Origin of the sequence: Streptomyces sp. NPDC007088, from assembly GCF_042869355.1 — a bacterium.
Taxonomy (GTDB): domain Bacteria; phylum Actinomycetota; class Actinomycetes; order Streptomycetales; family Streptomycetaceae; genus Streptomyces.
This window is the reverse complement of the sequence record NZ_JBIAFO010000021.1, coordinates 1-24,218: the sequence shown is the minus strand read 5'-3', so window position 1 is coordinate 24,218 and position 24,218 is coordinate 1. Positions and strand designations below refer to the sequence as shown.

Below are 24,218 nucleotides of genomic sequence, written 5' to 3'. Positions count from 1 at the left end.
GAGATGAGTCGACAATAGTGCGGATTTTGTGGGCGGTCGACCAACTACGTCGACCGCCCCTCCCGACTTGTCACCTACGTCGCACGGAAAGAGAATCAGATGGAACTTGCCCGTGAGTACGCATTCGAAGGGAAAGCCGCTGGCATCGCGGGCCTAGTGGCTCTCGCGTTGCTTTTGGGGGCTATCGCTTGGCGTAAATTCAAGAGGCCACGCTAAGAAGTCATCTCATTTGGGTGACTCGGTATTCTGTGGGTCATGGTGGGGATCGTTGAGCGGCTGGTGCCGGACGAGTTGTGAGTTGTTCCAGCGGGTGGTGCCGGAGGCGCCGTCGCGGCCGCAGGGTGGTGGGCGGCGTCGGCACGGTGACCGGGAAGTGCTGGCCGCGATCGTCTTCGTGGCCACGTCGGGTTGTACCTGGCAGCAGCTGCCTTCGGCGTCGTTCGGCCCGTCTGGAGCGACCGCCCACCGACGGTTCTCGGAGTGGTCGAAGGCCAGGGTGTGGGCCAGGCTCCACCGCCTGGTCCTAGACGAACTCGGTGCCCGCGGCGAGTTGGACTGGTCGAGGTGCGCGATCGACTCGGTGAACATGCGGGCCTTGAAAAGGGGGACCTGACAGGTCCGAATCCTGTCCACCGGGGCAAGTACGGGTCGAAGTTCCACCTGATCACCGAACGGACCGGTCTGCCCATATCCGTCGCAATCTCCGGCGCCAACCTCCACGACAGCCAAGCCCTGATCCCGCTCGTGAAGGGCCATACCGCCTATCCGCTCCCACCGAGGCCTCCGTCGACGCCGGCCCGGCAAGCTCCACGCCGACAAGGGCTACGACTACCGTCACCTACGGCAATGGCTATCCAGGCGCGGCAGCCGGCACCGCATCGTCCGCAAAGGCATCGAGACCTCACAGCGACTCGGCTGCCACCGCTGGACCATCGAACGCACCATGGCCTGGCTCGCCGGCTGCCGACGACCCCACCGCCGCTACGAACGCAAGGCCGACCACTTCCTGGCCTTCACCAGCATCGCCTGCACCCTCATCTGCTACCGCAGGGCTCGCCAAATGTGATGACTTCTGAGCCGCAACCGCCGCCAGCCGTGCCTCCCTCAGCGACCGCGAATCGGCCAAGGAAATCCTCTTCCGCCTCCGCCTCACTCACCCCGAGATCACGATCGTCTGGACCGACTCCGCCTACGCGGGCAAGCTCGTGACCTGGGCGAAGACCTACCTGAACCTGACGATCAAGACCGTCAGCCGCCCGAAAGACGTCCCCGGGTTCGTCGTCCTGCCCCGACGCTGGGTCGTCGAACGCTCACACGCCTGGGTCATGCACGCCCGTCGGCACGCGCGCGACTACGAACGGCTCATCCAGCACTCGGAATCGCTCATCACCTGGGCTGCGATCACGCTGATGACCAGGCGAATTACCCGCCGCAGCTCCCGCAGGAGCGGACAGTCGGCCTCCCGCGAGGCCCACCGCGACTGAATCCTCCTGGCACTGACGGTCAGCAGCCCCACCGAGAGGCCACCAGGCCCGGATCGCAGCCCCTGAGTACTACCCTCCCACCGGCAAAGCCGTATCACTGCAATCCGGCGAAACCGCTATGCGGAGGGACTATCCGTCACCGGCGACGGAGCCGCTTCCGTCGCGGGCGCCGGAACATTCCCCGTGGCGATGCGTTCCTTCCGCCATGGCAGGAGCAGCGCGCTCGCCGTACACAGCAGCCCAGCGATGAGCAGGGCACCGCGCACCCCCAAGGGGGCGACGATGAGACCACCAGCGATCATGAAGGTGGCCTGGCACGTCTTCGAGCCGACGGACCAGGATGTGCCGACGCGGGACATGAAAGCGTCCGGTGTGGCTGCCATGCGATACGTGGTGAAGGACGGGTTGAAGACTCCGGCGGAGAAGAGCAGGCCGAAGTCGGCAGCCACGATGACGAACACGCCGAGGGCACCGGAGGGCGTCAGTGGCAGCAGGACCGTCCAGAGCGTGCGCGCGACACCAGACAGCAACAGAATGCGGCGCTGACCAAATCGACGAGTGAGCAGCGAGGCCAAGCGTGAGCCCAGCACGCCGCCCAGGCACGGCAGTCCCAGGGCGAGTCCGTACTGCCACGATGCCAGGCCGAGGTCATTCAGCATGAGGACGGCCATCAGCGGTGACGTCATCATGATGGATCCACCAAAGAGCAGCGCGTTGAAGAACAGCGGCCGCAGTCCTGGGTGCCGCAGGAGGTATTGCCAACCGGCAGCGATGTCGCGGCCCAGGTGAGAGGTGGCGGCGCGGGCCGGTGGCGCGGGTTCAGGCTGCCGGATGCGACGGATACCCAGGGCTGATCCGAGGAAGGACAGGGCGTCGACCGCCATCGTGGCAGCCGTGCCCAGTGCCCCGATGAGAAGCCCGCCGACGGGCGGGCCGGCGCTGACGCTGATCCAGTTGGTTGTCTCGAACAGGCTGTTGGCACGAAGGCGGTGCTCGGGCAGGACAAGTGCCTTCAGATGCGCGCCACTCGCCGCGTCGAACGCGACAGACGCCGCTGTGTGAAGAACGCCGACGACACACAGCTGGGTGTAGGTGAGCCTGCCGAAAGCCACGGCGACCGGAACACTCGCCAGCAGAACACAGCGGGCCAGGTCGGCGGTGATCATGACGGGCCGCTTGTACTGGTGCTCGATGCGCACACCGAGCGGCAGAGCGATCACTCCACTGGCCACTGCAGACAACGCAGCGAGTAGAGAGACCTGGAACGCAGAGGAGTCCAGGACCAGCAGGGCAATCAACGGCAATGCCCCCATGCCGACGGCACTGCCCGCTGCGCTGACCGCGTAGGCGCCCCACAACTGCCGGAAGTCCTGCCCGAGCGTGCTCCGCCGTACCAACCGAACCTCCCGAGGTGTGAAAGCGCTCAGCGTAGTGACTCGGACCAACCACCACCTCGTGATCAAGACATCACCAGACGCATCTCAGAGCTACTGATGGCATCACGTATTGGATTGTCGTGAGTTGCCAGACGGGCGGCGCCGGAACGAGGGGTGGCGGTATCGGGTTGCCGGAGACGGCTCAACCCCGCAGATGGGCCAGAAGCCTGTCGCTCGCCGGGTAGGGACGTTCTGCAGGTAGCAGTTGATGGGCGGCGTCCAGAGCTCCGTCCCTGACGTGGGCATGGATCGTGTGCGCGAGCGTGGTGACGTCGCTGATCGAGACGATCCAGTCCTCCGCGTAGCGTTCAGCGGCTTCACCGGCGAGGCCGAGTTGCAAGGAGCGGTGAGCAAGCGGTTGTAGGTGCAGGTCGCGTTCGGGGTCCCATTGCACTCGGGTCGGGGCTCGCTTGAGCTGGCGTTTCCAGGTGGCCCGGTCGGGGTGCAGCCCGTGCTCGTAGTGGGCTTTCGCTGCTCAGGTCCGCGTCGTGCATAGACTATTTCGCCGAGTCGGAGATCTCCGGTCATGCAGCTCTGAGGAGTCGGGTGCGACCCGCGGCGACAGCGCGCTCGCTGCGGACAACGCGGGTGGCGATCCGTAGTCGGGAGGCGTTGGCCGCGCAGCGGAAGGCATGCAGGGCCTGGAGTACGGCTTCGCGTTGCGCGGACGATCCGGTAGGTCCTGCGAAGACGAGGTCCCAGTCGTGGCGCTCTTCGACGTCTCCTTCCGCGGTGAGATGGGTGACGTGAAAGATGCCCAACAGGCCTACTGAGGAAGTCTGTTGTGTCAGGCGGCAGGTGATGTGTGCCTCGGGGTAGCGCACCTCGATCGTGTCGTCCGCGCAGGAGGTGAGCAGGGCGGAGGCGAGGCGCGGATCGCCGATGATGAGGGCGAAACGGATTGCGAGGCCGCGGATCACAGCGGGGCGCGGCCGGGGGTGCACCGGTGCGGGGGGGTGCATGAGGCCCTCCTGAAGGTCGAGGCGGTGGCTGGATCGGTGCATGGCAGGTCGGGCGGCATACATACGAGCAGTGTCGGCCAGTTCAGGTGCGAGCAGAGGCGAGTCGGGCGCTCATAGAGGCTTTGAGCTCTTCGGCGCCTGTGTGAGTGCTGTTCCACCGTGCGGCGTGATCGAGTCCTCGACGTACGGCGCTCAGATGCGCTTCGTCGAGTGTGCGTTTGATGCCGTCCATGACGTGCGGCGGGTGGGGCCGGAGCTCGTCGGTCAAAGAGCGGGCAGCGCAGAGCAGGGCGTCGGGTGTGGCGAAGATGTCGTTGACCAGGCCGATGCGCTCGGCGCGGGCAGCGTCGATGCTACGGCCGGTGAAAGCCAGTTCGCGCAAGTGCCCCTGGTTCACCAGGAGCGGGAGACGCTGAAGACCTCCGAGGTCGGCGACGACGCCCAGCTCGGCCTCCGGCAGGGCGAAGCGGGCGCCGGCGGTGGCGTAGCGAACGTCGCAGGCACTGACGAGTTCGAGAGCGGCACCTGTGCACTCGCCGTGGATGAGGGCAATCACCGGCTTGGGGCAGGCCGCGACAGCGGACACGGTCTGCTGGAGGAGTTGGACGTCGTCGTCCATGAACTGCACGTCGCCCGAGCGCTGGGCACGCCGCAGGCGTACGACGTACCAGCGCAGGTCCATACCGACGGAGAAGGTGTCGCCCGCGCCCCGCAGGGCGACAGCGCTAATGTCGGTCCGCGCGCGAACCTTGTCCATGAAAACTCGCAACGTCTCCCAGAAGGATCCGCCGAGGGCATTTCCCTCGCCGCTGCCGTGGATTGTGAGCAGGGCGAGCCCATCCTCGACCGCGATGTCGATTGCCATGTCGCTCATTCCGGGAGCCCGACGAACGAGACCACGTCAGGACGGGATTGTCCGGCAGAAGCGAGGGGAGCTGTAGGGGTCATTCGGTACAGGATCTCTGGGGGATGGCTGTGCTGCGCGTCGTCGGGGAAGTCCTCGGCGCTGAAGAGGACCTCGGTCTGGACATCGAGTCCGCGCTCGCGGGCGAACTTGCGCAGCATCAGTGCCACGGCGCGGTTCTCGGGGTTGACGGTCGTCTCGATGCAGGTCGCGCCGTGGCCGGCTGCGCGGTCAGCGAGATCGTGCATCATCCGCACGGCGAGGCCTGGGAAGCTCCGGCGGGGTTCGACGGCCGACTGCCACGCCATGAGGGTGTCCGGGCGGGAAGGCCGGACATAGGCGGTGACGAAGCCGACGAGCTCGTCGTCGTCCGCGACGGCGACGACCGAGGTGTTGGCGAAGTCGCGGAACCACAAGTTGTAGTAGTAGAGACTATTACTGTCTAAAATGTCCGATTCGTGGACCATTCGGCAGACTGCCGGAGCATCTGCGAGGCGTGGGGCTCGCAGAATGACCTGGGTGGCGTCGAGGTCGCCCATAAATGCGTTTCCGTTCTCGTGCGGCAGCGTTCGTGAAGTTCAGATGAATTGTTTCCCCGCTCGGCGATTTCGCGCGAACCCTGCATCGGTCCGTGCTGCGCAGTTAGCGGTTCTGTATGTGGCCATGAGTACCTGCGGAACTGCTGCGCGGGGGGTGCACTCCGGTCGCCGGAGCGAGCGGTGCCGAACAGGTCTAGCACAGGCTGCGCATTACGCGCCAGCACTCGCGCTCCTAATTTTCGATGGCTGTCCTTCGCCGCCGCCGGCGGAGGTATCGGAGGGTCGCGAGTCTCATTTTCTACCCTGCGACCGAAGATCGATTGTACGGACGTGCTGAGATTCTCAGAGTCCTACCGGCCCCTCCATGAAGCCAGTGAATCGCCCCGACCAGCACCTTCTGTGTAATTGATCTTTCCAAGAACGGTGACGGGGCTGACGGGCCCGGTCGTCGACGCGGGGCCCGAAGAAGATCATTCCGCTATTTCTTTTGAGCCATTAAGCTCACTTCCCGCATGGAAAACGAGTCAGTGGCTATCCGTACTTCTGCTCACTTGTATCTGTCAGGCAGTCCAAAACCATTCACTGGGACGAGACCCCTTCCATGAAGAATGTGTGTCTTCGCCGACCGCTCCGCGCCGGTTCCGCAGCCGCTGAAAAATCCTGCCCTACTCGCAGATGCCAGGTTTTGGCGAATGTTGTTCTGAGCACTCGGAGCTGTCCGGACACAGCTTCGCCGTCGCACTGTCGGTGAACCGTCGTCCCGCTTTGTGACCCCGGTCCAGGCTGACCGAATGGCGTGCCCAGCAGCCTGACGCTGGGCGGCGCTCTCGCGCCGTCAGATCGCCTCCGGCCTTGCGGACGTCAGCCGGCCGATGCCTCACACTGCCCCGGCATCCGACATCGCCCCTCTTTCCCCACCACTTGTGTGCCCGCACGCCCGACGAGGCCGTGCGTCGGCGCCCACCTTCCCCGCACGGAGGATTCACCCCGCTATGACCACGACGGACGTTCTGCAACGCCTCGCACCCCTCATACAGGCCCACGCCGGCCAGCCACCGGCCGACACAACCGAACTGGCATCCGGAACACGTCTCGAATCTGACCTGCGTATGGACTCCATGGCCGTCGTGCACGTGCTGGAGGACATCGAGGAGCAGTTCGACGTGACCATTCCCGACGAGCAGCTCGCCGTCGTCTATACGGTCGGCGACCTCGTGAACATCGTGCTGGTGGCGACCGAGACCACGGAGCGTGCCGCGTGAACGCCACGGCGATCGCACTCACCGGGTCACCCCTCGGTGTGCAACCCCCCAACGATCCGCTTGCCGAGGCCATCCGAGGCATCGACACCGCCGCGCTGGACTGCATCCAGGTCAATGCCGCCGTCCTCGCAGACGTCGCCCACGGCGCGGGCACCTACCTCGCACTGGGGGCCCGGCTGCGTTTCGCACCACGCACGCCTCCTGGCAGCAGGCTGCCCACCGTCGAGCAGCGGCCTGCCGACCAGATCGGCATCATGGGCGACACGCTTGGACTCGTCATGGAAACCGGCGTGACGGTCTCCGACGGCCAGGAGCTCCTCGCCCTGCTCCCGGAAGACGGATCCGCTCTCTATGCGGTCGGCGACGCCTTCCACATGCCGTGGCTGCCGTACCACCGGCACCAGCACATGGACCACAGCGTGTTGCTCCGCGCCGCGGACGCCGGCACCGCCGTGGAGGTCGTCGACGCCTACGACAACGAGACGCCCTACGGCCGGGCCGAGCCGGTGGTGTGCGCCTTCGACCGCGCTGGCGCAGCAGCCCTCTTCGACGGTTCCACCACCCTGCAGGTGACCGTGCGGCCGGGGCCGGCTGCACAACACCCCGTCGCGCACCTCACGGAGGCCAACGCCAGGGAAGCCGCTCTCCTGCTGGAAGGCGACGCACCACAGGCCTACGCGGCTGCCTTCCAGGACCACGACGACCAGCATGAGGCATGCACCGCCCTACTGCTGGAGACCTGGCTACTCCACCGGTCGCGTCGTCTGCACGCCGCGTGGGCAGCCGACCGCGCGCCCGGCACACCGCTTGCCGAAACAGCCGCCACGCAGGCGGCGCTGTGGGAGGACCTGGCCGCACAGGCCTATCTGGCGATGCGCCGCGTGCAGCGCGGCCGCCCCGTACCTCCGCAGATTTTCACCACCCTCGCCGACCTGCTGCGCGCCGACGCGCAGGCGGCCCTGGACACGCACCGGGCCGGAGGCCCAAGTGGGCCCGCAGCGGGAGTGGACGACCCCGAAGGAACAGAGACCGCCATGACAGATGACCGCGCGCCGGTGCGTGCCACGGTGGTGGACATTGTGGCCGGCATCCTCGGAGCCACCACTGCGCAGGTGGCCGCCGTCGACGACCTGAGCAACCTGGAGGGCTTCGCGTCCTTCCAGATGGTGGAGATGGTGGAACGGCTGGAGGGCACCTACGGCGTGGAGTTCGCCCCCGGCGACCTTGAGCCGCAAGTCCTGCGCCATGTCGAGGCACTGGTCGCCCTCGTCCTGAGCACCACCAGTCGGACGGAGGCCACCCGCCCGTGAACACCACCATGCTGCACGACCTTCTCGACACCCCGACAGCCGCCCCCGACGCCCCGGCGGTCACCTGCGCCGACCAGACCCTCAGCCGGTCCGAGCTGATGCATGCCACCAAACGGTACGCAGCCGCCCTGCGCGCCCGCGGACTCGGCCGCGGCGACCGGCTGGTGGTCGCCAGCGACAGCGGCCCCGCCCTGGTGCCCTTGCTCTTCGGGGCTTCCCGCATCGGCGTGGTCTTCTCCGTCCTGCACGACCAAGTCCGCGGCGACGTTCTACGGCACGTCCTGGGGGACTGCGAACCGGCCCTCGCGATCGCCGCCTCCGCAGCGACGAGGGACGCCGTCCGTGAAGCAGGCGTCCCTGTACTAGCCCCCGAGGAGCTGACTGCAGCCGCGGACGAAGCGGACTTGGACAATCAGGCGGCGCACGACGCCGGGCCGCTGCCCGTCGACCCGGCCTGCCTGATCTACACCTCGGGCACCACCGCCATGCCCAAGGCAGTGGTCTCCACCCACGAGCAGATGATGTTCGCCATCCATGCCATCGCGGAGCGTCTGCACTACCGGTCCGAGGACGTCGTCTACTGCCCCCTGCCGCTCTCCTTCGACTACGGGCTCTATCAGGTCTTCCTCTCCGCGCTTGCGGGAAGCCACATATGGCTCGGCTCAGCCACCGAATCCGGCCCCGCGCTCCTTGCCAACCTCCTGCGCAGCAGGGCAACTGTGCTGCCGGCCGTGCCACCCGTATCGCGCGCGTTGCTCCAGCTGCTGCGCCGGCGCAGCGGAACACGGCCGCCGCTGCGGCTGCTCACCAATACCGGTGCCGCGCTGCCCGCCGACATTCCCCACGGGCTGCGCGAGGTACTGCCCGGGCTGCAGGTCCAACTCATGTTCGGCCTGACCGAGTGCAAAAGGCTCACCATCGCCGAGCCGGACGAGGATCTCGTACGCCCTGGCAGCTGCGGGCTACCGCTGACGGGCACCGAGGTCTATGTCGTGGACGAGACGGGCACGCGGCTCCCGGTAGGCGAGGTAGGGGAGATCGTGGTCCGCGGACCCAACGTCATGGCCGGCTACTGGCGCAGGCCCGAACTGACCGCCGCACGCTTCCCCCGGCGCGACGGCTTGTTCCCCGAACTACACACCGGCGACTACGGCTGGACAGACGAAGCCGGCCGCCTGTACTTCGCCGGGCGCCGCGACGACATCTACAAACAGCAGGGTTTCCGGGTCAGCGCGATCGAGGTCGAGGCCGCCGCTCGCAGGCTGCCCGACGTGGACACGGCCGCCGTCCTGACTCCCGACGCCGAGCATTCCGAAGCAGTTCTCGTGGTCACGGGCACAGCCGACCCCACCACAGTGCTGCCAAGGCTGCGCGAGCACCTGGAGGACTTCAAGGTGCCGCCGGTCTGTCACGCGGTCGATGAGCTGCCGGTCAACGCGAACGGCAAGACGGCCAAGGCCCTGCTCGCCGACCAGCTGACAGGAGAACGGTCATGACGGACACCGCACCCCGCACTACGCACACCCCGGCACAGCAAACACCCGCCGTATCTGACCTTACGGCGGGCCCCCTCTTCGACCCCGCCGCCACACCGACACCGGCGTACGTCTACGACCTGGCCCTCCTACGCGCTGCACACGCCCAGCTGCGGTCGTGGCTACCGGAACCGAGTGAGCTGTACTACTCACTCAAAGCCAACCCGCACCCGGCCGTGGTGGCGACGCTGCACCAGCTCGGCTGCCGGGCAGAGGTCAGCTCGCCCGGAGAACTGGACGCCGCACTGGATGCGGGCGTACCGGCCCACGACATCCTCTACACCGGTCCCGGCAAACGCGACGAGGACGTAGACGCCGCGCTCAAGGCCGGCGTGCGCACCTTCGCAGTCGACTCCACCCATGCAATACGCCAGTTGGACACCGCAGCCGCCGGACACGGAGTCCGCGTCACCTACCTACTACGCGTCAACCCCGGCGGCGGCAGCCGCGGCGCCGGCCTGCGGATGACTGGCGACCCCTCGGCCTTCGGCGCCGACGCAGAAGAGATCACCGCCGCTCCCGAGCGCTTCACCGGCGGAGACCACGCCCGCATCGACGGCCTCCACCTCTACCTGGCCACCAACATTGCCGACGAGGAGGCCCTGGCCGGATCCTTCAGCGAGGCCATCACGGTGGCCCGCACCCTGCGCGAGGTGCTGGGCGTCCCGCTGCGCACCATCGACCTGGGCGGTGGCTTCGGCGCGCCGTACGCACGCGCCGGTGACCTGCCCACCTACCCCGGGCTGCCCCAAAGCCTGGCCAGTGCCCTCGACGAGGCGCTGCCCGGCTGGCGGCAGGGTGCGCCCGCCGTCGCCTTCGAATCGGGCCGCTACCTCACGGGCACCTGCGGCCAGCTGCTCACCCGAGTACTGGACGTCAAGCAGTCCCACGGGCAGCGGATCGTCGTACTCGACACCGGCATCAACCACCTGGGTGGCATGGCCGGATTACGCCGCGTACCGCCCCTCCACCCAGACGTCGTCAGCCCACCCGCCACCCATGCCGTTGCGTCCCAGACGCCGAACACCGAGGCCAACAACGAGACGCAGGAGACGCAGCAGCCTGCGCCCGCGATGATCTGCGGCCCGCTCTGCACCCCGCTCGACACCTGGGCACGCGCCCACCCGCTGCCCGCAGTCGTTCCGGGCGATCTGCTCGCCGTGCCGAATACCGGCGCTTATGGGCTGCACGCCAGCCTCGTGCTCTTCCTCGGCCACCCCGCACCGCTAGAGGTCGTCACCGACGGGGGCCGTGTGCTGCGCAGCGACCGGCTGGTCTTCACCCGGCGCGCCGCCTGACCTCCTCACCAACCCACCGCCCGCCCCCCTTCTTACAAACAGGAGAACCGCTATGGACCAGCTCTTCATCGACACCCTGCGCCCCCACCTGCGCTACCTCACCCCCGACCAGGACCTGCGGCCCGAGGACCGCCTGCGCGACCTGGGACTCAACTCCATGCAGGCCATCGACCTCGTCTTCGACCTCGAGGACAACTGCGGCGTCACCCTGCCCGACGAGCAGCTCACTGACGCCAACTTCGAGACAGCCGGCGCCCTGTGGCAGGCCGTGGAAAACGTCCGCAGTGCCGACGACCGTCTCAACACCCCTGCGGACGCCCGGTGAAGGCCCTGAATCCCGCCCTGGCCGAACGGCTGGCACCGGTACTGGAGACGGTAGAGGCCCACGCCGCCGAGAACGACGAAAAGGCAGCCTTTCCCCAGCAGGGACTGGCCGCGATGCGCGCCTCCGGGCTGCTGGGACTGCTCGTACCGGCCGAGTACGGCGGGCTGGGCGGCACGGTCCCCGACCTTCTGGCGCTCTCACAGCTCATCGCCCGCCACGACATGTCGGCGGCCATGGTGTACGCCATGCACGGCCAGCAGGTCGCAGCTCTGGTCCACCACGCCTCGCGAGAACTCCGCGAGCGGGTGCTGCCCGGAATCGCCCGAGGGGACGTGTACCTGGGCTCGGTGACCACCGAAGCCGGCAAGGGCGGCCACCTGCTCAGCTCGGAAACCGGCACCCGGCGCGAGGGGAACCACATCGAGCTGGACCGGATGGCGCCGATCGTCACCGGAGGCGCTTACGCCGACGCCTACCTCATCACCGCCCTCGCCCCCGAAGCGACCTCCGAAGGACAGGTCTCGCTGGTCTACGCCGAACGCGACCAGCTCGACGTGCAGGCACTCGGAGGCTGGGACCCGATGGGCATGCGTGGGACACACAGCGTCCCGATGCGGTTCACCGGATCCATCCCCTACGACCAAGTTGTCGGCGACCACGGCGATTTCCGGCGCGTCACCATCAACGTCTTCGCCCCGTTGGCCCATTTAGGCTGGAGTGCCTGCTGGCTGGGCACAGCCGCCGGCGCACTGTCCCGCACCGTGCACTTGCTGCGCAGCCCCCAGGAACGCCGCCGACGCGACCTCAAAGGCGAGCTCCTCTTGACTCGGCTGGCCCGGGCCCGTCAACGCATCGAGACCGTACAGGCCATGCTGAGCCACACGGCCGGCGTATACGGCACGCTCTCCGAGGAACAGCGCGGCAGCGCCCCCTGGCAGCTGCTGGTCAACTCCCTGAAGGTGACCGCCTCCGAACATTGCCTGGCGGCCGTGGAAGAGCTGATCGAACTGGTCGGACTGCGCCACGGCTACCTGCGCAACCAACCACTCGCCCTGGAAAGGGCCCTGCGCGACCTGCGTTCCGCCTCCCTGAACTACGGCAACGACCGGCTGCACCTAGCCAACGGGTCACTCAGCCTACTCGACCAGGAGACGACCCTTGTCTGACATGCACCCGCCCCTAACGTCACCCGGCGTGCACCTACCCCCGTCCGCGCACCCGCCGCCGCAGCCCCAACGGCCTGCACTGTCCGACCCAGCCGCCCTCTCTCACTGGATCCCGTGCCCCGACTGGGGAGCCGCCGCCCGGATATGGACGCCGGGCCAGGGCGTCACCCTCGCCCTGGCCCGCACAGCCGAAGTGCTCCGCACCCCCGGCGCATGGGACCTGCTGCATCCCGAAGAGCTGGCCACGGCCGCCGCCATGGCGGCCTGGCGGGCCGAAGAGCACCTGGCAGGCCGCGCACTACTGAGGCTGCTCACCGCCGAACTGCTCGGCAACACAGCCGCGCAACGAAAGCTCGTCGTCGAACCCAATGGCCGCCCCAGACTGCCCCACACACCGCCATACGGTGTCAGCATCTCGCACAGCGGCCCGTACGTCGCAGCAGCCGTCGCCGAAAACCGCGAAGTCGGCGTGGACATCCAGACACCGCGCTCACCCTCGCCGGGCATGCTGCGCCGCTGCTGCGTGCCGAAGACGGCGGCATGGCTGGCCACCCTGCCACCGGAGATGGCCGCCCACGCCTTCGCCCAGGTGTGGACCGTCCAGGAGGCGTGCGTGAAGGCGCACGGCACAGGCCTCTCGGGCTCGCCCTGGAAAGTGCCAGTCAGCCCGGAGAGCACGGCCGGGACCTGGCAGCTGCTGCGCTGGAACCGGGCGCCATGGCCTGCCGAGGCCGGCGAGACGGCCGCCCTCGCCTGCGCCATCGGCCCACCCGCCCCGGACAGGTCCAGTCCGACGCCCCCACTGGAGAACCACCATGCGCGTTGATCCAACGGCCCCAAGCAGTCTGGGCCTGAGCTGCTACACCGAGAACCTTGCCCTTCTCCTGGCCCAACGAGCCCCCGGCACCTCCGATCTGCTGGCCCGCTCCGTCCGCCTTGCAGTCCAGCAAGACACCGGACACTTCTCGCACCACGACCGTGCTCTGGACAATTTGCCGGGCGGGCGGCGCCTCGCCTACCGCGGAGCGCCGGACGCTACAACAGCACTGAGCGGTATCGCGGACGAACTGACCCAGAGCGGAAGCGTCCTGGTAGTCGCTGACAGCGGCGCTCTGCCCTGGCTTCAGGGCGATGCCGACGATCACGCCCCTCACCTCATCCTGGTTGACGGCCATGAGAGCCACTCAGTCACCAGCGCCGAACCTCACGAGGGTAGGACCTGGCACCTGATGGACGCCTTCTCGGCCCTCTTCACCACCGGCAGCGCTCAGGAGCCGTTCGCCGGCAGCATGAACGACGCTGAGTTCACCGCGCTGCTCCGCTTCCCCGGCGGACTATCCGAAATTCACCGCACCCGTAACGCTCTGGCCTTCGGATTTCCCGTCACCCCCGCCCCGCACGAGACGTTCCAATGGCTCGCCGAAGAGCCCGGAACTACCCAGGAGACATTGCCCGGAGAGCCGTGGCTCACGGACGCCGCCGCCCTGGAGGAAACCGCGCGGCTTCTGTCGGCGGAGCTGCCCGGGGAGGCCTCGCGCGGTGTGCTGGAGGACGTCTGGGCCGCCTCGCGACACCATCTGTTCCGCGACGCCCACCTACTGCGTTCGGCCGGCGACACCCTGACCCCCGCAGACAGGGAGATCATCGACGCCACCACCGCCAAATGGCGAGAGCTACCGCGAATGCTGCGCTTCGCCGTCAACTCCGCCCGCCGCGGACGCCCGCGCCCCACCTTGATCAGCGGCGCCTTCGCGTCTCTGGCCGAGGCCGAGGCAGCGGCTTCCCCGCTGCACGCGACACACGGCTACGGCGCGCCCACCGCCTCGCCCACTGCCCGCCCGCACGTTCGGCAAGGAGAGCGACCGGCATGAGCGACACCACCGATCGGTCTGACACCACCAGTAGGCCCACAGAAGATTCCAAGCCCCCGCTCACCCTGTGGGACCGCTTCGCCCGCTCCGTACAGCGCCACCCCAATCGCCCCGCCCTCACCGCCGACGCACGCACCCTGAGCTACGCCGACCTCCACGCGCACGCCACGGCGTTGGCAGAACAGCTGTACACCGCAGGACCACCACCTCACCGGATCGCGTTACTGGCGGCGCGCACCCCGGAAACCTACGCCGCCTACCTGGCAGTACAGCGCCTCGGCGCTGCAGTGGTGCCGCTCAATCCGGCAGCTCCGCCCGACCGCAACGAGACCATCGTTCGACAAGCCGGGGCCACCCTCGTGCTCGCCGATGCAGCAGTGGACCACAGCCCGGCCGGAGCCGGCGCTGCTCTCGTTCCGGTCTCACTCACCGATCCCGCCCTGGCGCACAACGACGCTCAGATCCCCGGGCCCGGTCCCGAGGACGACGCGTACATTCTGTTCACCTCCGGCTCAACCGGCCGTCCCAAGGGCGTGGTTATCCGCCACGCGAATACCGACGCCTACCTCGACCACGCGGTCGCACGCAGCGGTGCGAGAGCAGACAGCAGGCTCTCGCAGACCTTTGACCTCACCTTCGACCCATCAGTCTTCGACCTGTTCGTCGCCTGGAGCACGGGCGCAGCCCTAGTGGTCCCCACCCGCGAAGAGCTGATGGACCCCGCCGGGTTCGTCACACAGCAGAAGCTGACCCACTGGTTCTCGGTCCCCTCGGTGGTGTCACTGGCCTCCCGCCTGCGCCGCTTGCCGCCTCGCTCAATGCCGTCCCTGCAGTACGCAGCCTTCGCCGGTGAACCCCTCACCGTGCGGCAGGCCGAGGCATGGCACGCTGCCGCACCTCAGGCATGCCTGGAAAACCTGTACGGACCCACCGAGCTCACCGTCACCTGCACGGGATACCGGCTCCCTAGCGACCCGGCCCACTGGCCGCGCACTGCAAACGGCACCGTGCCCATCGGAAACGCCCACCCAGGAGCGACCACCCAAGTCGTCGATGCACAGATGCATCCCGCCAACGAAGGAGAGCTGCTGGTGCGCGGCGCGCAGCGATTCCCCGGTTACCTGGAGCCCACCGACAACCGCGGCCGCTTTGCCGCCGGCGAGCCCGACCGGCCGGACGCAGCTTTCGAACCGTACGACGGCGGACCACTGACCGACGCTTACTGGTATCGCACCGGTGACCGGGTAGTGACCGAAGACGATGGACTGGTGCACCTGGGTCGCCTCGACGGACAAATTAAGATCAACGGCTACCGCGTCGAACTCGGCGAGATAGAAGAGGGACTGCGGTCCCAACCGGGCGTGCAGGACGCCGTGGCGATCGCCAGGACCGATCGCCCGACACCCGTCATCGAAGCCGTCTACACCGGCAACGCCCCGAGCCCCGCGCTCCTGCTGGACGCGGTCAAGCAGCGACTGCCGTCGTACATGGTGCCCCGCACCCTGCTCCACCTGCCGGAATTACCGCTCAACCTCAACGGCAAGATCGACCGTGCCGCCGTATACGCCGCCCTGGGACCGGCCCGGCCAGACACCCATTCCCCGGCCCGTACTGGCCCTCCCACCCCAGCCGATGGACCCATCGCACCCGCACCGGTGGGCACCGCCTCCGCCGTGCGCCGCGACGCCCTGAAGGAAGGACCCCAGTGACCACCTCCGCCGAACAACGCATCCAGCTGCCCGCCCGCGAAGACTTCTGCACCGCCATGGCGCAACTTGCCACCGGAGTCGCCGTCATCACCACCAACGGCCCGGACGGACCGGTCGGGTGCACCGCCAACGCGGTCCTTTCGCTTTCCACGGAACCGCCGGCGCTCCTGGTCTCCCTTGCCAGCAACGGACGCACCGTACGGTTCGCCCGCGAACACGGCGGCTTCGCCGTCAACATCCTGAGCTGGCAACAGCGTCCACTCATCGACCGGTTCGCCCGGTTACCGGCCAACGAACGCTTCGTCGGCGTCGGCCACCGTGACGAGATGAACTGCCCGGTGCTCGAGGGCACGGCCGCCACCGTGGTGTGCCGGCTCGACCAAGCCACCCCCGCGCTGGACCACACCCTCCTGATAGGCGCCGCGCTGTGGACGAGCTACGACCCCGCGGCCCAGGCACTGGTCCTCTACCAACGGCATGAACATGTCCTGACGGAGTGACAACTCGCCTTTACACCAGCCCCACCGCGCGATCCCCGCACCCGCAGCCAGTACGCGTACCGACTCCGACAGGGAGCAGCATGAGCGTCTTCGACACCATGGAATCAGAGGTCCGCAGCTACAGCCGGGCCTGGCCCACCGTCTTCACCACAGGGCACGGCACGATTCTCCGCGATGAAGCCGGACGAGACTGGATCGACTTCTTCGCAGGCGCCGGCGCCCTGAACTACGGACACAATCACCCGGAACTGAAAGCTGTGCTGCTGCGATACCTGGCGCGCGACGGCATCACCCACGGCCTCGACATGAACACCGACGCCAAGCGTGTCTTCCTGGAACGACTGCGGGACTTGGTGCTGACGCCCCGGGGACTGGACTACCGCGTCCAGTTCCCCGGCCCCGGCGGCACCAACGCCGTCGAAGCCGCGCTCAAGCTCGCCCGCAAAGTCACCGGCCGGCACACCGTGGCCTACTTCGCGCGAGGCTTCCACGGCATGACGCTCGGATCCCTGGCAGTCACCGCCAACCCGACCAAACGAGCTGGCGCAGGTGTGCCTCTTTCGCACACCGTGGCCATGCCCTACGACGACCCGACCGATGACGACACCCAGGCGACGGCCCGCCTTGCCCGGTCACTCGAGATCGCCGCGCAGGAGGGACCGCCCGCAGCAGTCGTGGTGGAGAACGTGCAAGGAGAAGGCGGAGTCAACGTCGCGAGGCCTGCATGGCTGCGCGCCCTGGCCACCTGGACCCGGGAACACGGCGCACTGCTGATCGTGGACGACATACAGATGGGCTGTGGGCGCACCGGAAGGTTCTTCTCCTTCGAGGAGGCTGGCATCGTCCCGGACATCGTCTGCTTGTCCAAGTCCATCAGCGGGTACGGGATGCCGATGGCCTTAACTCTGCTGCGCCCCGAGCACGACGTGTGGAAGCCGGGCGAACACAACGGCACCTTCCGCGGCTACAACCCTGCCTTCGTCACCGCGGCCCGCGCCCTGGAGCTCTTCTGGTCCGACGACGCTCTGGCAAAGCGGACCGAGGCGCTCGGCGAGCGAACGGGCCGGGCGTTGCGGCGCATCGCCCACCGGCACGGGCTGCCGCAGCCGCGCGGCCGCGGTCTCGTCTGGGGTCTGCCCTTCGCACGTCCCGGACAGGCTCGTGAGGTGTGCGCCGCCGCGTACCGTGCCGGACTGCTGATCGAGACCGCCGGACTGAACGACGAGGTCGCCAAACTACTGCCGCCGCTCAACGTGCCAGAGGCGAATCTGGAGCGGGGGCTCGACATATTCGCCGACGCGGTCACTTCGGTGATCGGCACGAAGGCCCTGGCAGCGTGAGCCCGTAGGGAGCGGACGCGCGGAAGTGGCGGCTGGGCAGGCGACAGCCGGACAGATGACGGACCTAGGCAGGAACGGAGGACGCGATGTCGGTCGACCTCGTGGGATTTCTTGGTGTGGTGCTGGTGGCTTATGTGGTTCCCGGCCCCGATTTCCTCGTGGTCTTGAGGTCGGCCGCCGAGAACCCGGCGAAAGGACGGGCGGCGGCTCTCGGCGCGCAGAGCGGCCTGTGCGTGCACATGCTGGCCGCCGCGCTGGGTTTGTCCGTTATCGCCGCCCGCTCTCCCGTTGTCTACGACGCGATCAAATTCTGCGGGGCGGCTTATCTCGTCTATCTCGGGGTCCGAGCGGTCCTCGCAGCCCGGCGCTCCGCCCGGCTGCGGGAAACAGCCGGCACGGAGCGCAAGAGCGCTGCGGTCAGGGGGAGCGGAGCCGGAGACCGCAGCCTGCACCGATCCGAAACCTCAGCCGCCGAGGGCGAGAACGAGGAGGAGAGCGGACTGACCGGCGATGCGGGAAAGCCCGCCAACGGTGGAAGGTGGGCGGGCTTCACCCAGGGGTTCCTGACCAACGTTCTCAACCCGAAGGCAGCACTGTTCTTCCTGAGCATCCTGCCGCAGTTCATCAACGGTTCCGGCTCGATGACGCGGCAGATCTTCTTCCTCGGCATCCTCGACGTGCTGATCGGAGTCGTCTACTGGTTCGCACTGGTCCTCATCGCCACACAGCTGCGGGCCCTGCTGGCCCGTCCGTCCGTGCGCCGCCGCTGGGAACTGACCACCGGGTGGCTGTTCATCGCCATCGGTGTCGCGGTCGCCACGGTCGCGTGACCGCAACCGCGAGCCAGATGTCGCATTGACGGGCAAGACTGGCCGGTGCCACTCCCGGCGGCACACCCTGGCCTTGCGTGCGAACGGACGGTGCCGCATCTGGTGGAACTGCCGGCCCCGGTACCCGCCGGCGTGGCCGAGCCGGGCGGCACCGTCACCGCAGCAGCAGTCTGCTTTGGCTCAAGCCGTGAAATGCCGGGACCGAGCGCTCAAAATCCTGGGGTGGCCATGGCGCAAGGCCACGGGGATGCTGCCACAGGCGTGTGCGCTGTGCAGGCGTGTTCTGTCGAACACACCGATGACTTGAGCGCGGGCAGCATCCCCAAGGGGAACGAACCTCGCCCGCACTCGGTCCAGTAGTGTCTGAGCGTGCGATGGTTCCATCGTCGGCTGTGCTGGCGAGCACCAGTTACTCAGCGGACTCCGCGGTCTCCCCAGGCGCCGAAGCGAGGGGAACCGGGCTGTAAGTACACTGAGCGGCCCTGCTTCGAGCGCTCCCAAACGCCTCGCGCGACTCCCTGTTCGAGAGTGTTGCGCACCACCGTCACCTGCACCGTGCGCTGAGGATGTGAGGTCGAAAGCCCGGTTGCGATCTCCGCAGCAGACCTGTGGACAGAGGACGGAGATTTCTCCCCTGCTCCCGAATGCGGACGAATAACGCTGCAAGGGGTAAACCTGGCCCCCTTGTCGATCTTTCGATCCGGGTGCCTGGTCAGGCGGATAACCCCTTGTCCAGGTCGGCCGTATTGCCGCGAGCGCTGCGTTTTACCTTGACCACCGCTGGCTAGCGGCCACGATCAGACAGCGGACAAGGGGTGGCTCTGCACGATGGCGCCTGCCCTGGTGCGTACGGCACCGCTTCCTGCTGTGTGCGCCGGGGCCGCGCCTCTCGTCCGGGGGTGTGGAGCCGACCGACAGGAGAAGACCACCGTGACGACCACCGCCCACCCGATGCCCGAGCCGGCCTCCACGCAGACACAGAACCCGTCCCGGGGCACGGAGACGCCGTCCGGTCAGGGGCACACTCACGGGCCCGATGCCGGACTCACAGCCGACGCGGGCTCTGAGGGCGTTGTGCCTGTTCGCAAGGGGGATTCCCCCTTCGCGCGGGATGCCGACTCCTCTCTAGTACCTGCTTCCACCGAGTACGGAGTGGAACATGATCTGCGGATGCTGCAGCTGCTCGCCTGCACCCGGGTCGCCACGCCCCACCAGCTCCACACCTGGCTGACTCCGATGGCGACGGGCTCCAGCACCATCCGCAAGCACCTGCGCGGCCCGGCGAAGGGCGGCCTGGTGGCCGCGAACGAGAAGCGGCGCCCGCACATCTGGTTCCTCACCGACGCCGGCCTCGCGGAGGCGCGCCGCGCGGGGCTCGCCGAGCACCGCCCCACGCAGGTGACCGGTGAGCACGTCGCCGCCTCTCCCGCCTCTCCGCGCACGCCCTGGCCGTCACCGACACGGCCATCGCGTTCGGCCGCGACCTGGCGCCGGACACCAGATTCGGCACGGCCCTGGGCGAAGTCGGCGACTGGGAGGTCGAAGTCGCCCACCCGCTGGGAGCCGGCGGCCTGCTCATCCCGGACGCCGTGCTGCACCTCGAGGTCCAGAACCTGCCGCACGTCTTCGTCGAACTGGACCGCGCCACCATGTCGCTGGGCAAGCTGATCAACAAGGTCGCCGCCTACGACGGCTGCCGCCACTACACCCACCGCCCCACCGGGCCGCGCCCCGCACGCGCCGCCGGCGCAGGCCCGACCGGGCTGCCCGACTGGTTCACCCGCTTCCCGAGGGCCGGGGCAGAGATGAAGTTCCCGCCCCTGCTGATCGTGCTGGCCGACAAGAAGAAGACCACGCTGGACAACCGGACCGCCGACACCCTCGCGGGCATCCGCACCCTGCGCGGCATTCGCCGCCGCGAACTCGCCGTCGGCATCACCACCCTCCCCAACCTCCAGGAACACGGCCCCCTCACTCCGATCTGGCACAGTCCCACCAGCGACCAGCCGCTGCGCCTGGCCGCGCTCATCAACGGACGACGGGAGCACGGCGGCGGGTGACAACCCGGCCCCGCGGTTCGTTGATCCCCTCATGACACACCTGCCGTCACCCGAAGAGATCGAGGCCGCCCGCACACCCAACGATGGCTACGGCCGGGCACAGCTCGCTGCCTGGGGCATCGACTGGCCACCGCCCAAGGGGTGGAGCAAGAACCTGAAGAAGCGCTGGCAGGCCCAGCAGGACGGCGACGAACACGCCTGACAGCGACGGGCCGCACGGAAGACTCCGTGCGGCCCGTCGACGTCGTACGTCAGAGGTTCACCTTCACGACCACCGCATCCCGATGGCGGACAGCTGTTCCATCCGCTCCGGCGTCAGCGTCGCGGCCCGGTTGCGCTGGTTCCCGATCCATGCACCAAGCCGAAGCTCCCGAACCTCCTGGTCGTCGCCGTTGCCGCCCTTCCCATCGCCCTCGCAGACGATCCGCTCGACATGCTTCCGCGGCACTCGCAGGTGTCCCTCGCGCTCGTAGAACTGGCGGGCGGCCTCGTAGTTCAGCGCCCACTTGTCGGCCTGCGTACGGCGCGCCGGCGGCTTCTCGTCCTCGGTGGCGGGTTCGATCCCGAGGACCTGCTCACACATCCACTGCTGTACGCCTGTGAGCTGGTCCCAGCCGAGCCGGACCGACTGTACCCACCGTCCGAGGTCCTCGCCCTGGCGCACGACGTCGCCCGCCTCGGTGGGCAGCGCCTCGCCCGCGTCCAGGTGCATCCGCACGAGGTGGAAGGCGCGCTGCCAGGTCATCGGCCAGGCCGGGCACCACGACGGGTCGATCTCCTCCAGCTGCTCGCGCCGCTCGTCCGACAGCGTCCCGGCCGACGACTCCACCGGCAGGCCCTCCGCGCGCCGCTGCTCGTTCTCCTGCGCCTTGCGGGCGGCGGCCCGCGCGTTCTTCAGGAAGATGCCCACCTTCGCGCCCTGGAAGGTGGCGTTCAGCGGGGCCAGGAGGTGCCCGTGTTCGGCGGCCCACCCGCGCGCGGCGGACAGGCCCTCCTCCCAGGCGACGTCGAAGTGCGACCAGATCATGCCGAGCTTCTCCAACTGCTCGACACGGTCCTCGTCCATCTCGCCCCGGGCGTAGAACCGGCGCGCGTCGGCGGTCCACTGCCCCAGCGGGAAGCCCGCGAGCGAGGCTGGCCACCCCTCGCCTTCGGCCTCCTGGCCGTCGACGGCGGCGGGCACACGGAACGTGAACGGCACCCGCAGGTCGCCGTGCTCACGGGCGTAGATGACGGCCGCTTCCACGCCGCGCCGCCAGTGCTCGTGTTCCGGGTTGAGGACCCGCAGGTTGATGAACGCGGCGAGGGCGGCCGGGTCGCGCGGCGTACTGAACTTCAGCAGGGCCTTGGCAGGGGCGCTGACGCCCCCGGAGCCCTCGCCGCTCTCGTCCGTGCTCTTGCCGCTGTCGTCCTTGCTGACGGGCTTGTAGCGGCTCGGGGCCTGCTGCTCCGCGAGGCTCTCCACGATCCTGGCGTCGTGCGCCCGTAGTGCCTCCAGCAGCTTGGCCAGCCCGCCGAATGCCCGGCTCGTGAGCATGTTGTCGGCCGTCTCCCCGGGCCCGAGCAGGACCGGCACGACCAGGCTGGCCATCTTGCCCTCGCCCGGCTGCATACGCAGCGCCCGGCCGACGGCCTGGACCAGATCGGGCATCGAGCCGCGTACGTCGGCCCAGTAGACGGAGTCGCAGTTTTTGGTGTCGACGCCTTCGCCCAGGACCTTCACCGAGCACAGGAAGCACTTCTCCACCACGGTGCCGTCCGTGGCGATCCCGGCCGCGAACTCCCCGAGCAGCCGGCGGCGGTGGAGCGGCTTGTGGTCCCCGCACAGCCAGTCCGCCCAGATCGTCTTGGGGTACAGCTCGGGGTCGGATGCGTGCAGCTGGGCGGCGACGTCGGGGAGGCCGGCCGCGAACGCTTCGGCCTCCTTGACGACGTGGTGGAAGACGAGCGTGCGCCGGAAGTTCTCCTCCGCCGACGCCTTCACCAGGGCGGTCTGCAGAGCGGCGAGCCGGGCCCCGCGGACCTCTGCCGAGCGGCTTTCGGCGCCCAGGAGCTGCGCGGCCTGGAGGGCGGTGTCGGTGACGTCGACGCATACGACCTGATAGGGGGCACAGATTCCCCGGTCGATGGCCTCCGAGAGGGTCAGGGTGAAGCAGCGGCTGCCGAAGGGGCCCTCGGGGTCGTCTTCCATGCTCGCGACCAGCTCGCCGGGTGCGCCGGCCTCGTCCTGGTCCTCAAGCTGCCACAGCCGGGGCGTGGCCGTCATGTAGAGGCGGCGCAGGGACGGGATCTTCTGGTTGTCGTGGACGACGGCCCACGGCTTCCCGATCCGGCCCGAAACGCGGTGGGCCTCGTCCACCACGATCAGGTCCCAGGCCGCGAGACCCGCGGCGTGCGCCCGCTCCAGCGTGCCCAGACCGAGGCTGGCGTACGTGGCGTACACGGTGACCTTCTCCAAGCCTCGCGTCCACTCCACCAGCTCGTCCACGTCCGTGGTGTTGGGGAAAGACGCTTCCTCGCCCCGCAGCGAGGACACCCCGATCATCGGCCCACGACGGCCTCCCTCGCGCCATGAGGCCTCGGTCTGGGCGAGCAGGTCCAGAGAGGGCACGAGCACCAGCACATGGCCCGCGTGGAGCTCCTCCGCGCTGCGGACCGCCACTCGAGTCTTCCCGGACCCGGTCGCCATGATCACCTGCGTTCGAAGCCCCCGCTCGGGCACAAGTGATCTTGCAGGCAATTCCAGGGCACGTACGACCGCGTCAACGGCTTCTCGCTGGGCCGCCTCGCGCTGATCAACGCGTTCTGTGCTCGACATAACGCCTGCCTTCTCCTAGGGTGCCACCCGGTCGATTCGAGCGACGGGAAACGGGAAACCTGCACGTGGAGGAGCCACTAGGGCTACGGTTGGACTGACGTGATCGGGTGGCTGCTCTGCCTCACCGGAGCACCAGCAAGGCCGTGGGATGGATCTCGATAACCCTTCGGAGCGGTCCGGGGTTGTGTTCTACGAGTCCATAGTTTATCTCGGATCAAAAAATGAAGCACACAGTACCCGCGCTTCCCTGAAGCGCTGGTACGAAGAGTGCCGACACGCACGATCGATGTCAGAGCACCAGACATAATGACCAGTCATGGACAGGCACAGCACACAGCGGTCGACACTCGTGGTCGACGGAGAGACGTTCGACGTCACCGAACGTCCCGACGAGTTGGGCACGTACGACTTCACCTGGCTATCAGGCCCCAACCCCGGATACGGCTTCACTTCCGCAGTACAGCCGGCCAGGGCATTGAGCGAGCCGGAACTCCAAGCACTGGCGCAGGACTTCTTGAAGCAGGTAGACCCCACGACCGGGCACATCGAGTAGCCCGCTCCCGTAGCCAGCCTGGCCCGCGCCTGCGGGCCATAGGCCCGCAGGCGCAGCCGTAGGAGCCGTTGGTCGGGGGAGCGCAGCGGCTCCGCCCAACCTGGTGCGGAGCGAAGCGGAGCACCAGTCATGCCTTGCGCGGCAAGGCCCGGCCTGGGAGCGCAGCGGACAGGCCGTCACCACCCGGACGCAGTCCGGGTGGTGCGCACCTCGCGCAGCGAGGTGCAGCGCGGACGCGGAGCGGGAGCGCAACCACCGGGCGCAGCCCGGTGGTTCGCTTGCTCATCGCGCAGCGATGAGGTACCCGCTCCGCGGG

19 protein-coding genes and 4 pseudogenes are annotated in these 24,218 nt (G+C 68.2%); 17 read left to right on the top strand and 6 right to left on the bottom strand.

All coding sequences use genetic code 11. The features are described from left to right. Positions 1 to 255 precede the first annotated feature (255 nt). Together ACFYMP_RS26610 and ACFYMP_RS26605 are read left to right on the top strand one after the other, a co-directional pair. A pseudogene (locus ACFYMP_RS26610) lies at positions 256 to 1,066 on the top strand (IS5 family transposase). 43 nt (positions 1,067 to 1,109) lie between these two features. Next, positions 1,110 to 1,430, top strand: a pseudogene (locus ACFYMP_RS26605) (transposase); the annotation flags it as partial. Between the two features lie 170 nt (positions 1,431 to 1,600). On the opposite strand, the gene ACFYMP_RS26600 reads toward ACFYMP_RS26605, so the two are convergent. The 5 genes and pseudogenes from ACFYMP_RS26600 to ectA form a co-directional block, all read right to left on the bottom strand. Beyond that, the gene (locus ACFYMP_RS26600; protein ID WP_388862226.1) at positions 1,601 to 2,881 is read right to left on the bottom strand and encodes an MFS transporter; all 1,281 of its coding nucleotides are present in this window, start codon (positions 2,879 to 2,881) and stop codon (positions 1,601 to 1,603) included. 181 nt (positions 2,882 to 3,062) lie between these two features. Continuing rightward, a pseudogene (locus tag ACFYMP_RS26595) lies at positions 3,063 to 3,386 on the bottom strand (DUF4291 family protein); the annotation flags it as partial. 58 nt (positions 3,387 to 3,444) lie between these two features. After that, on the bottom strand, positions 3,445 to 3,945 hold the full coding sequence (locus ACFYMP_RS26590) for a hypothetical protein (RefSeq protein ID WP_388862224.1): 501 nt from the start codon (positions 3,943 to 3,945) through the stop codon (positions 3,445 to 3,447). Positions 3,946 to 3,964: 19 nt separating this feature from the next. Continuing rightward, entirely contained in the window at positions 3,965 to 4,747 is a 783-nt protein-coding gene (locus ACFYMP_RS26585) for an enoyl-CoA hydratase-related protein (RefSeq protein ID WP_388862222.1), read from the bottom strand. Positions 4,748 to 4,752: 5 nt separating this feature from the next. Then, positions 4,753 to 5,325, bottom strand: a complete 573-nt coding sequence (ectA, locus tag ACFYMP_RS26580) for a diaminobutyrate acetyltransferase (protein WP_388862220.1) — start codon at positions 5,323 to 5,325, stop codon at positions 4,753 to 4,755. Positions 5,326 to 6,197: 872 nt separating this feature from the next. Between ectA and ACFYMP_RS26575 the strand changes: the two genes are divergently transcribed. The 14 genes and pseudogenes from ACFYMP_RS26575 to ACFYMP_RS26510 all read left to right on the top strand — a co-directional run bounded on the left by ACFYMP_RS26575 (position 6,198) and on the right by ACFYMP_RS26510 (position 20,733). Beyond that, positions 6,198 to 6,587, top strand: a complete 390-nt coding sequence (locus ACFYMP_RS26575; protein ID WP_388862218.1) for an acyl carrier protein — start codon at positions 6,198 to 6,200, stop codon at positions 6,585 to 6,587. A 38-nt stretch (positions 6,588 to 6,625) separates the two neighbouring features. After that, complete coding sequence (locus ACFYMP_RS26570; protein ID WP_388862216.1) at positions 6,626 to 7,897, top strand: acyl carrier protein; 1,272 nt, start codon at positions 6,626 to 6,628, stop codon at positions 7,895 to 7,897. Further along, entirely contained in the window at positions 7,894 to 9,393 is a 1,500-nt protein-coding gene (locus tag ACFYMP_RS26565; protein WP_388862214.1) for a class I adenylate-forming enzyme family protein, read from the top strand. The genes ACFYMP_RS26570 and ACFYMP_RS26565 overlap by 4 nt, the downstream gene beginning before the upstream one ends. Next, positions 9,390 to 10,730, top strand: coding sequence for a type III PLP-dependent enzyme (locus ACFYMP_RS26560; RefSeq protein WP_388862212.1), 1,341 nt, complete (start codon positions 9,390 to 9,392; stop codon positions 10,728 to 10,730). The genes ACFYMP_RS26565 and ACFYMP_RS26560 overlap by 4 nt, the downstream gene beginning before the upstream one ends. Positions 10,731 to 10,782: 52 nt before the next feature. Beyond that, the gene (locus ACFYMP_RS26555; protein ID WP_388862210.1) at positions 10,783 to 11,055 is read left to right on the top strand and encodes an acyl carrier protein; all 273 of its coding nucleotides are present in this window, start codon (positions 10,783 to 10,785) and stop codon (positions 11,053 to 11,055) included. Further along, positions 11,052 to 12,221 carry an acyl-CoA dehydrogenase family protein gene (locus ACFYMP_RS26550; RefSeq protein WP_388862208.1) on the top strand — a complete coding sequence of 390 codons (1,170 nt, stop codon included), beginning with the start codon at positions 11,052 to 11,054 and terminating at the stop codon, positions 12,219 to 12,221. Before ACFYMP_RS26555 ends, ACFYMP_RS26550 begins: the two co-directional genes overlap by 4 nt. Positions 12,222 to 12,414: 193 nt before the next feature. Beyond that, positions 12,415 to 13,047 (top strand): 4'-phosphopantetheinyl transferase family protein, encoded by a 633-nt coding sequence (locus ACFYMP_RS26545; protein ID WP_388862206.1) that lies wholly within the window; start codon positions 12,415 to 12,417, stop codon positions 13,045 to 13,047. After that, positions 13,037 to 14,092, top strand: coding sequence for a hypothetical protein (locus ACFYMP_RS26540; RefSeq protein WP_388862204.1), 1,056 nt, complete (start codon positions 13,037 to 13,039; stop codon positions 14,090 to 14,092). Before ACFYMP_RS26545 ends, ACFYMP_RS26540 begins: the two co-directional genes overlap by 11 nt. Then, a complete protein-coding gene (locus ACFYMP_RS26535) occupies positions 14,089 to 15,801 on the top strand; it encodes an amino acid adenylation domain-containing protein (RefSeq protein ID WP_388862202.1) in 1,713 nt (570 codons plus the stop codon). Before ACFYMP_RS26540 ends, ACFYMP_RS26535 begins: the two co-directional genes overlap by 4 nt. After that, entirely contained in the window at positions 15,798 to 16,301 is a 504-nt protein-coding gene (locus tag ACFYMP_RS26530; protein ID WP_388862200.1) for a flavin reductase family protein, read from the top strand. The genes ACFYMP_RS26535 and ACFYMP_RS26530 overlap by 4 nt, the downstream gene beginning before the upstream one ends. A gap of 80 nt (positions 16,302 to 16,381) precedes the next feature. Further along, on the top strand, positions 16,382 to 17,641 hold the full coding sequence (ectB, locus tag ACFYMP_RS26525) for a diaminobutyrate--2-oxoglutarate transaminase (protein WP_388862198.1): 1,260 nt from the start codon (positions 16,382 to 16,384) through the stop codon (positions 17,639 to 17,641). 86 nt (positions 17,642 to 17,727) lie between these two features. Next, positions 17,728 to 18,471, top strand: a complete 744-nt coding sequence (locus ACFYMP_RS26520) for a LysE family translocator (RefSeq protein ID WP_388862196.1) — start codon at positions 17,728 to 17,730, stop codon at positions 18,469 to 18,471. A 1,427-nt stretch (positions 18,472 to 19,898) separates the two neighbouring features. After that, positions 19,899 to 20,531, top strand: a pseudogene (locus ACFYMP_RS26515) (replication-relaxation family protein); the annotation flags it as partial. Between the two features lie 31 nt (positions 20,532 to 20,562). Next, positions 20,563 to 20,733 carry a hypothetical protein gene (locus ACFYMP_RS26510; RefSeq protein WP_388862194.1) on the top strand — a complete coding sequence of 57 codons (171 nt, stop codon included), beginning with the start codon at positions 20,563 to 20,565 and terminating at the stop codon, positions 20,731 to 20,733. 63 nt (positions 20,734 to 20,796) lie between these two features. Here ACFYMP_RS26510 and ACFYMP_RS26505 read toward each other — a convergent pair whose 3' ends face one another. Next, a complete protein-coding gene (locus tag ACFYMP_RS26505) occupies positions 20,797 to 23,349 on the bottom strand; it encodes a Helicase associated domain protein (protein WP_388862192.1) in 2,553 nt (850 codons plus the stop codon). A gap of 316 nt (positions 23,350 to 23,665) precedes the next feature. On the opposite strand from ACFYMP_RS26505, the gene ACFYMP_RS26500 reads away from it, so the two are divergent. Further along, complete coding sequence (locus tag ACFYMP_RS26500) at positions 23,666 to 23,902, top strand: hypothetical protein (protein ID WP_148002520.1); 237 nt, start codon at positions 23,666 to 23,668, stop codon at positions 23,900 to 23,902. The last annotated feature ends 316 nt before the right edge of the window (positions 23,903 to 24,218 follow it).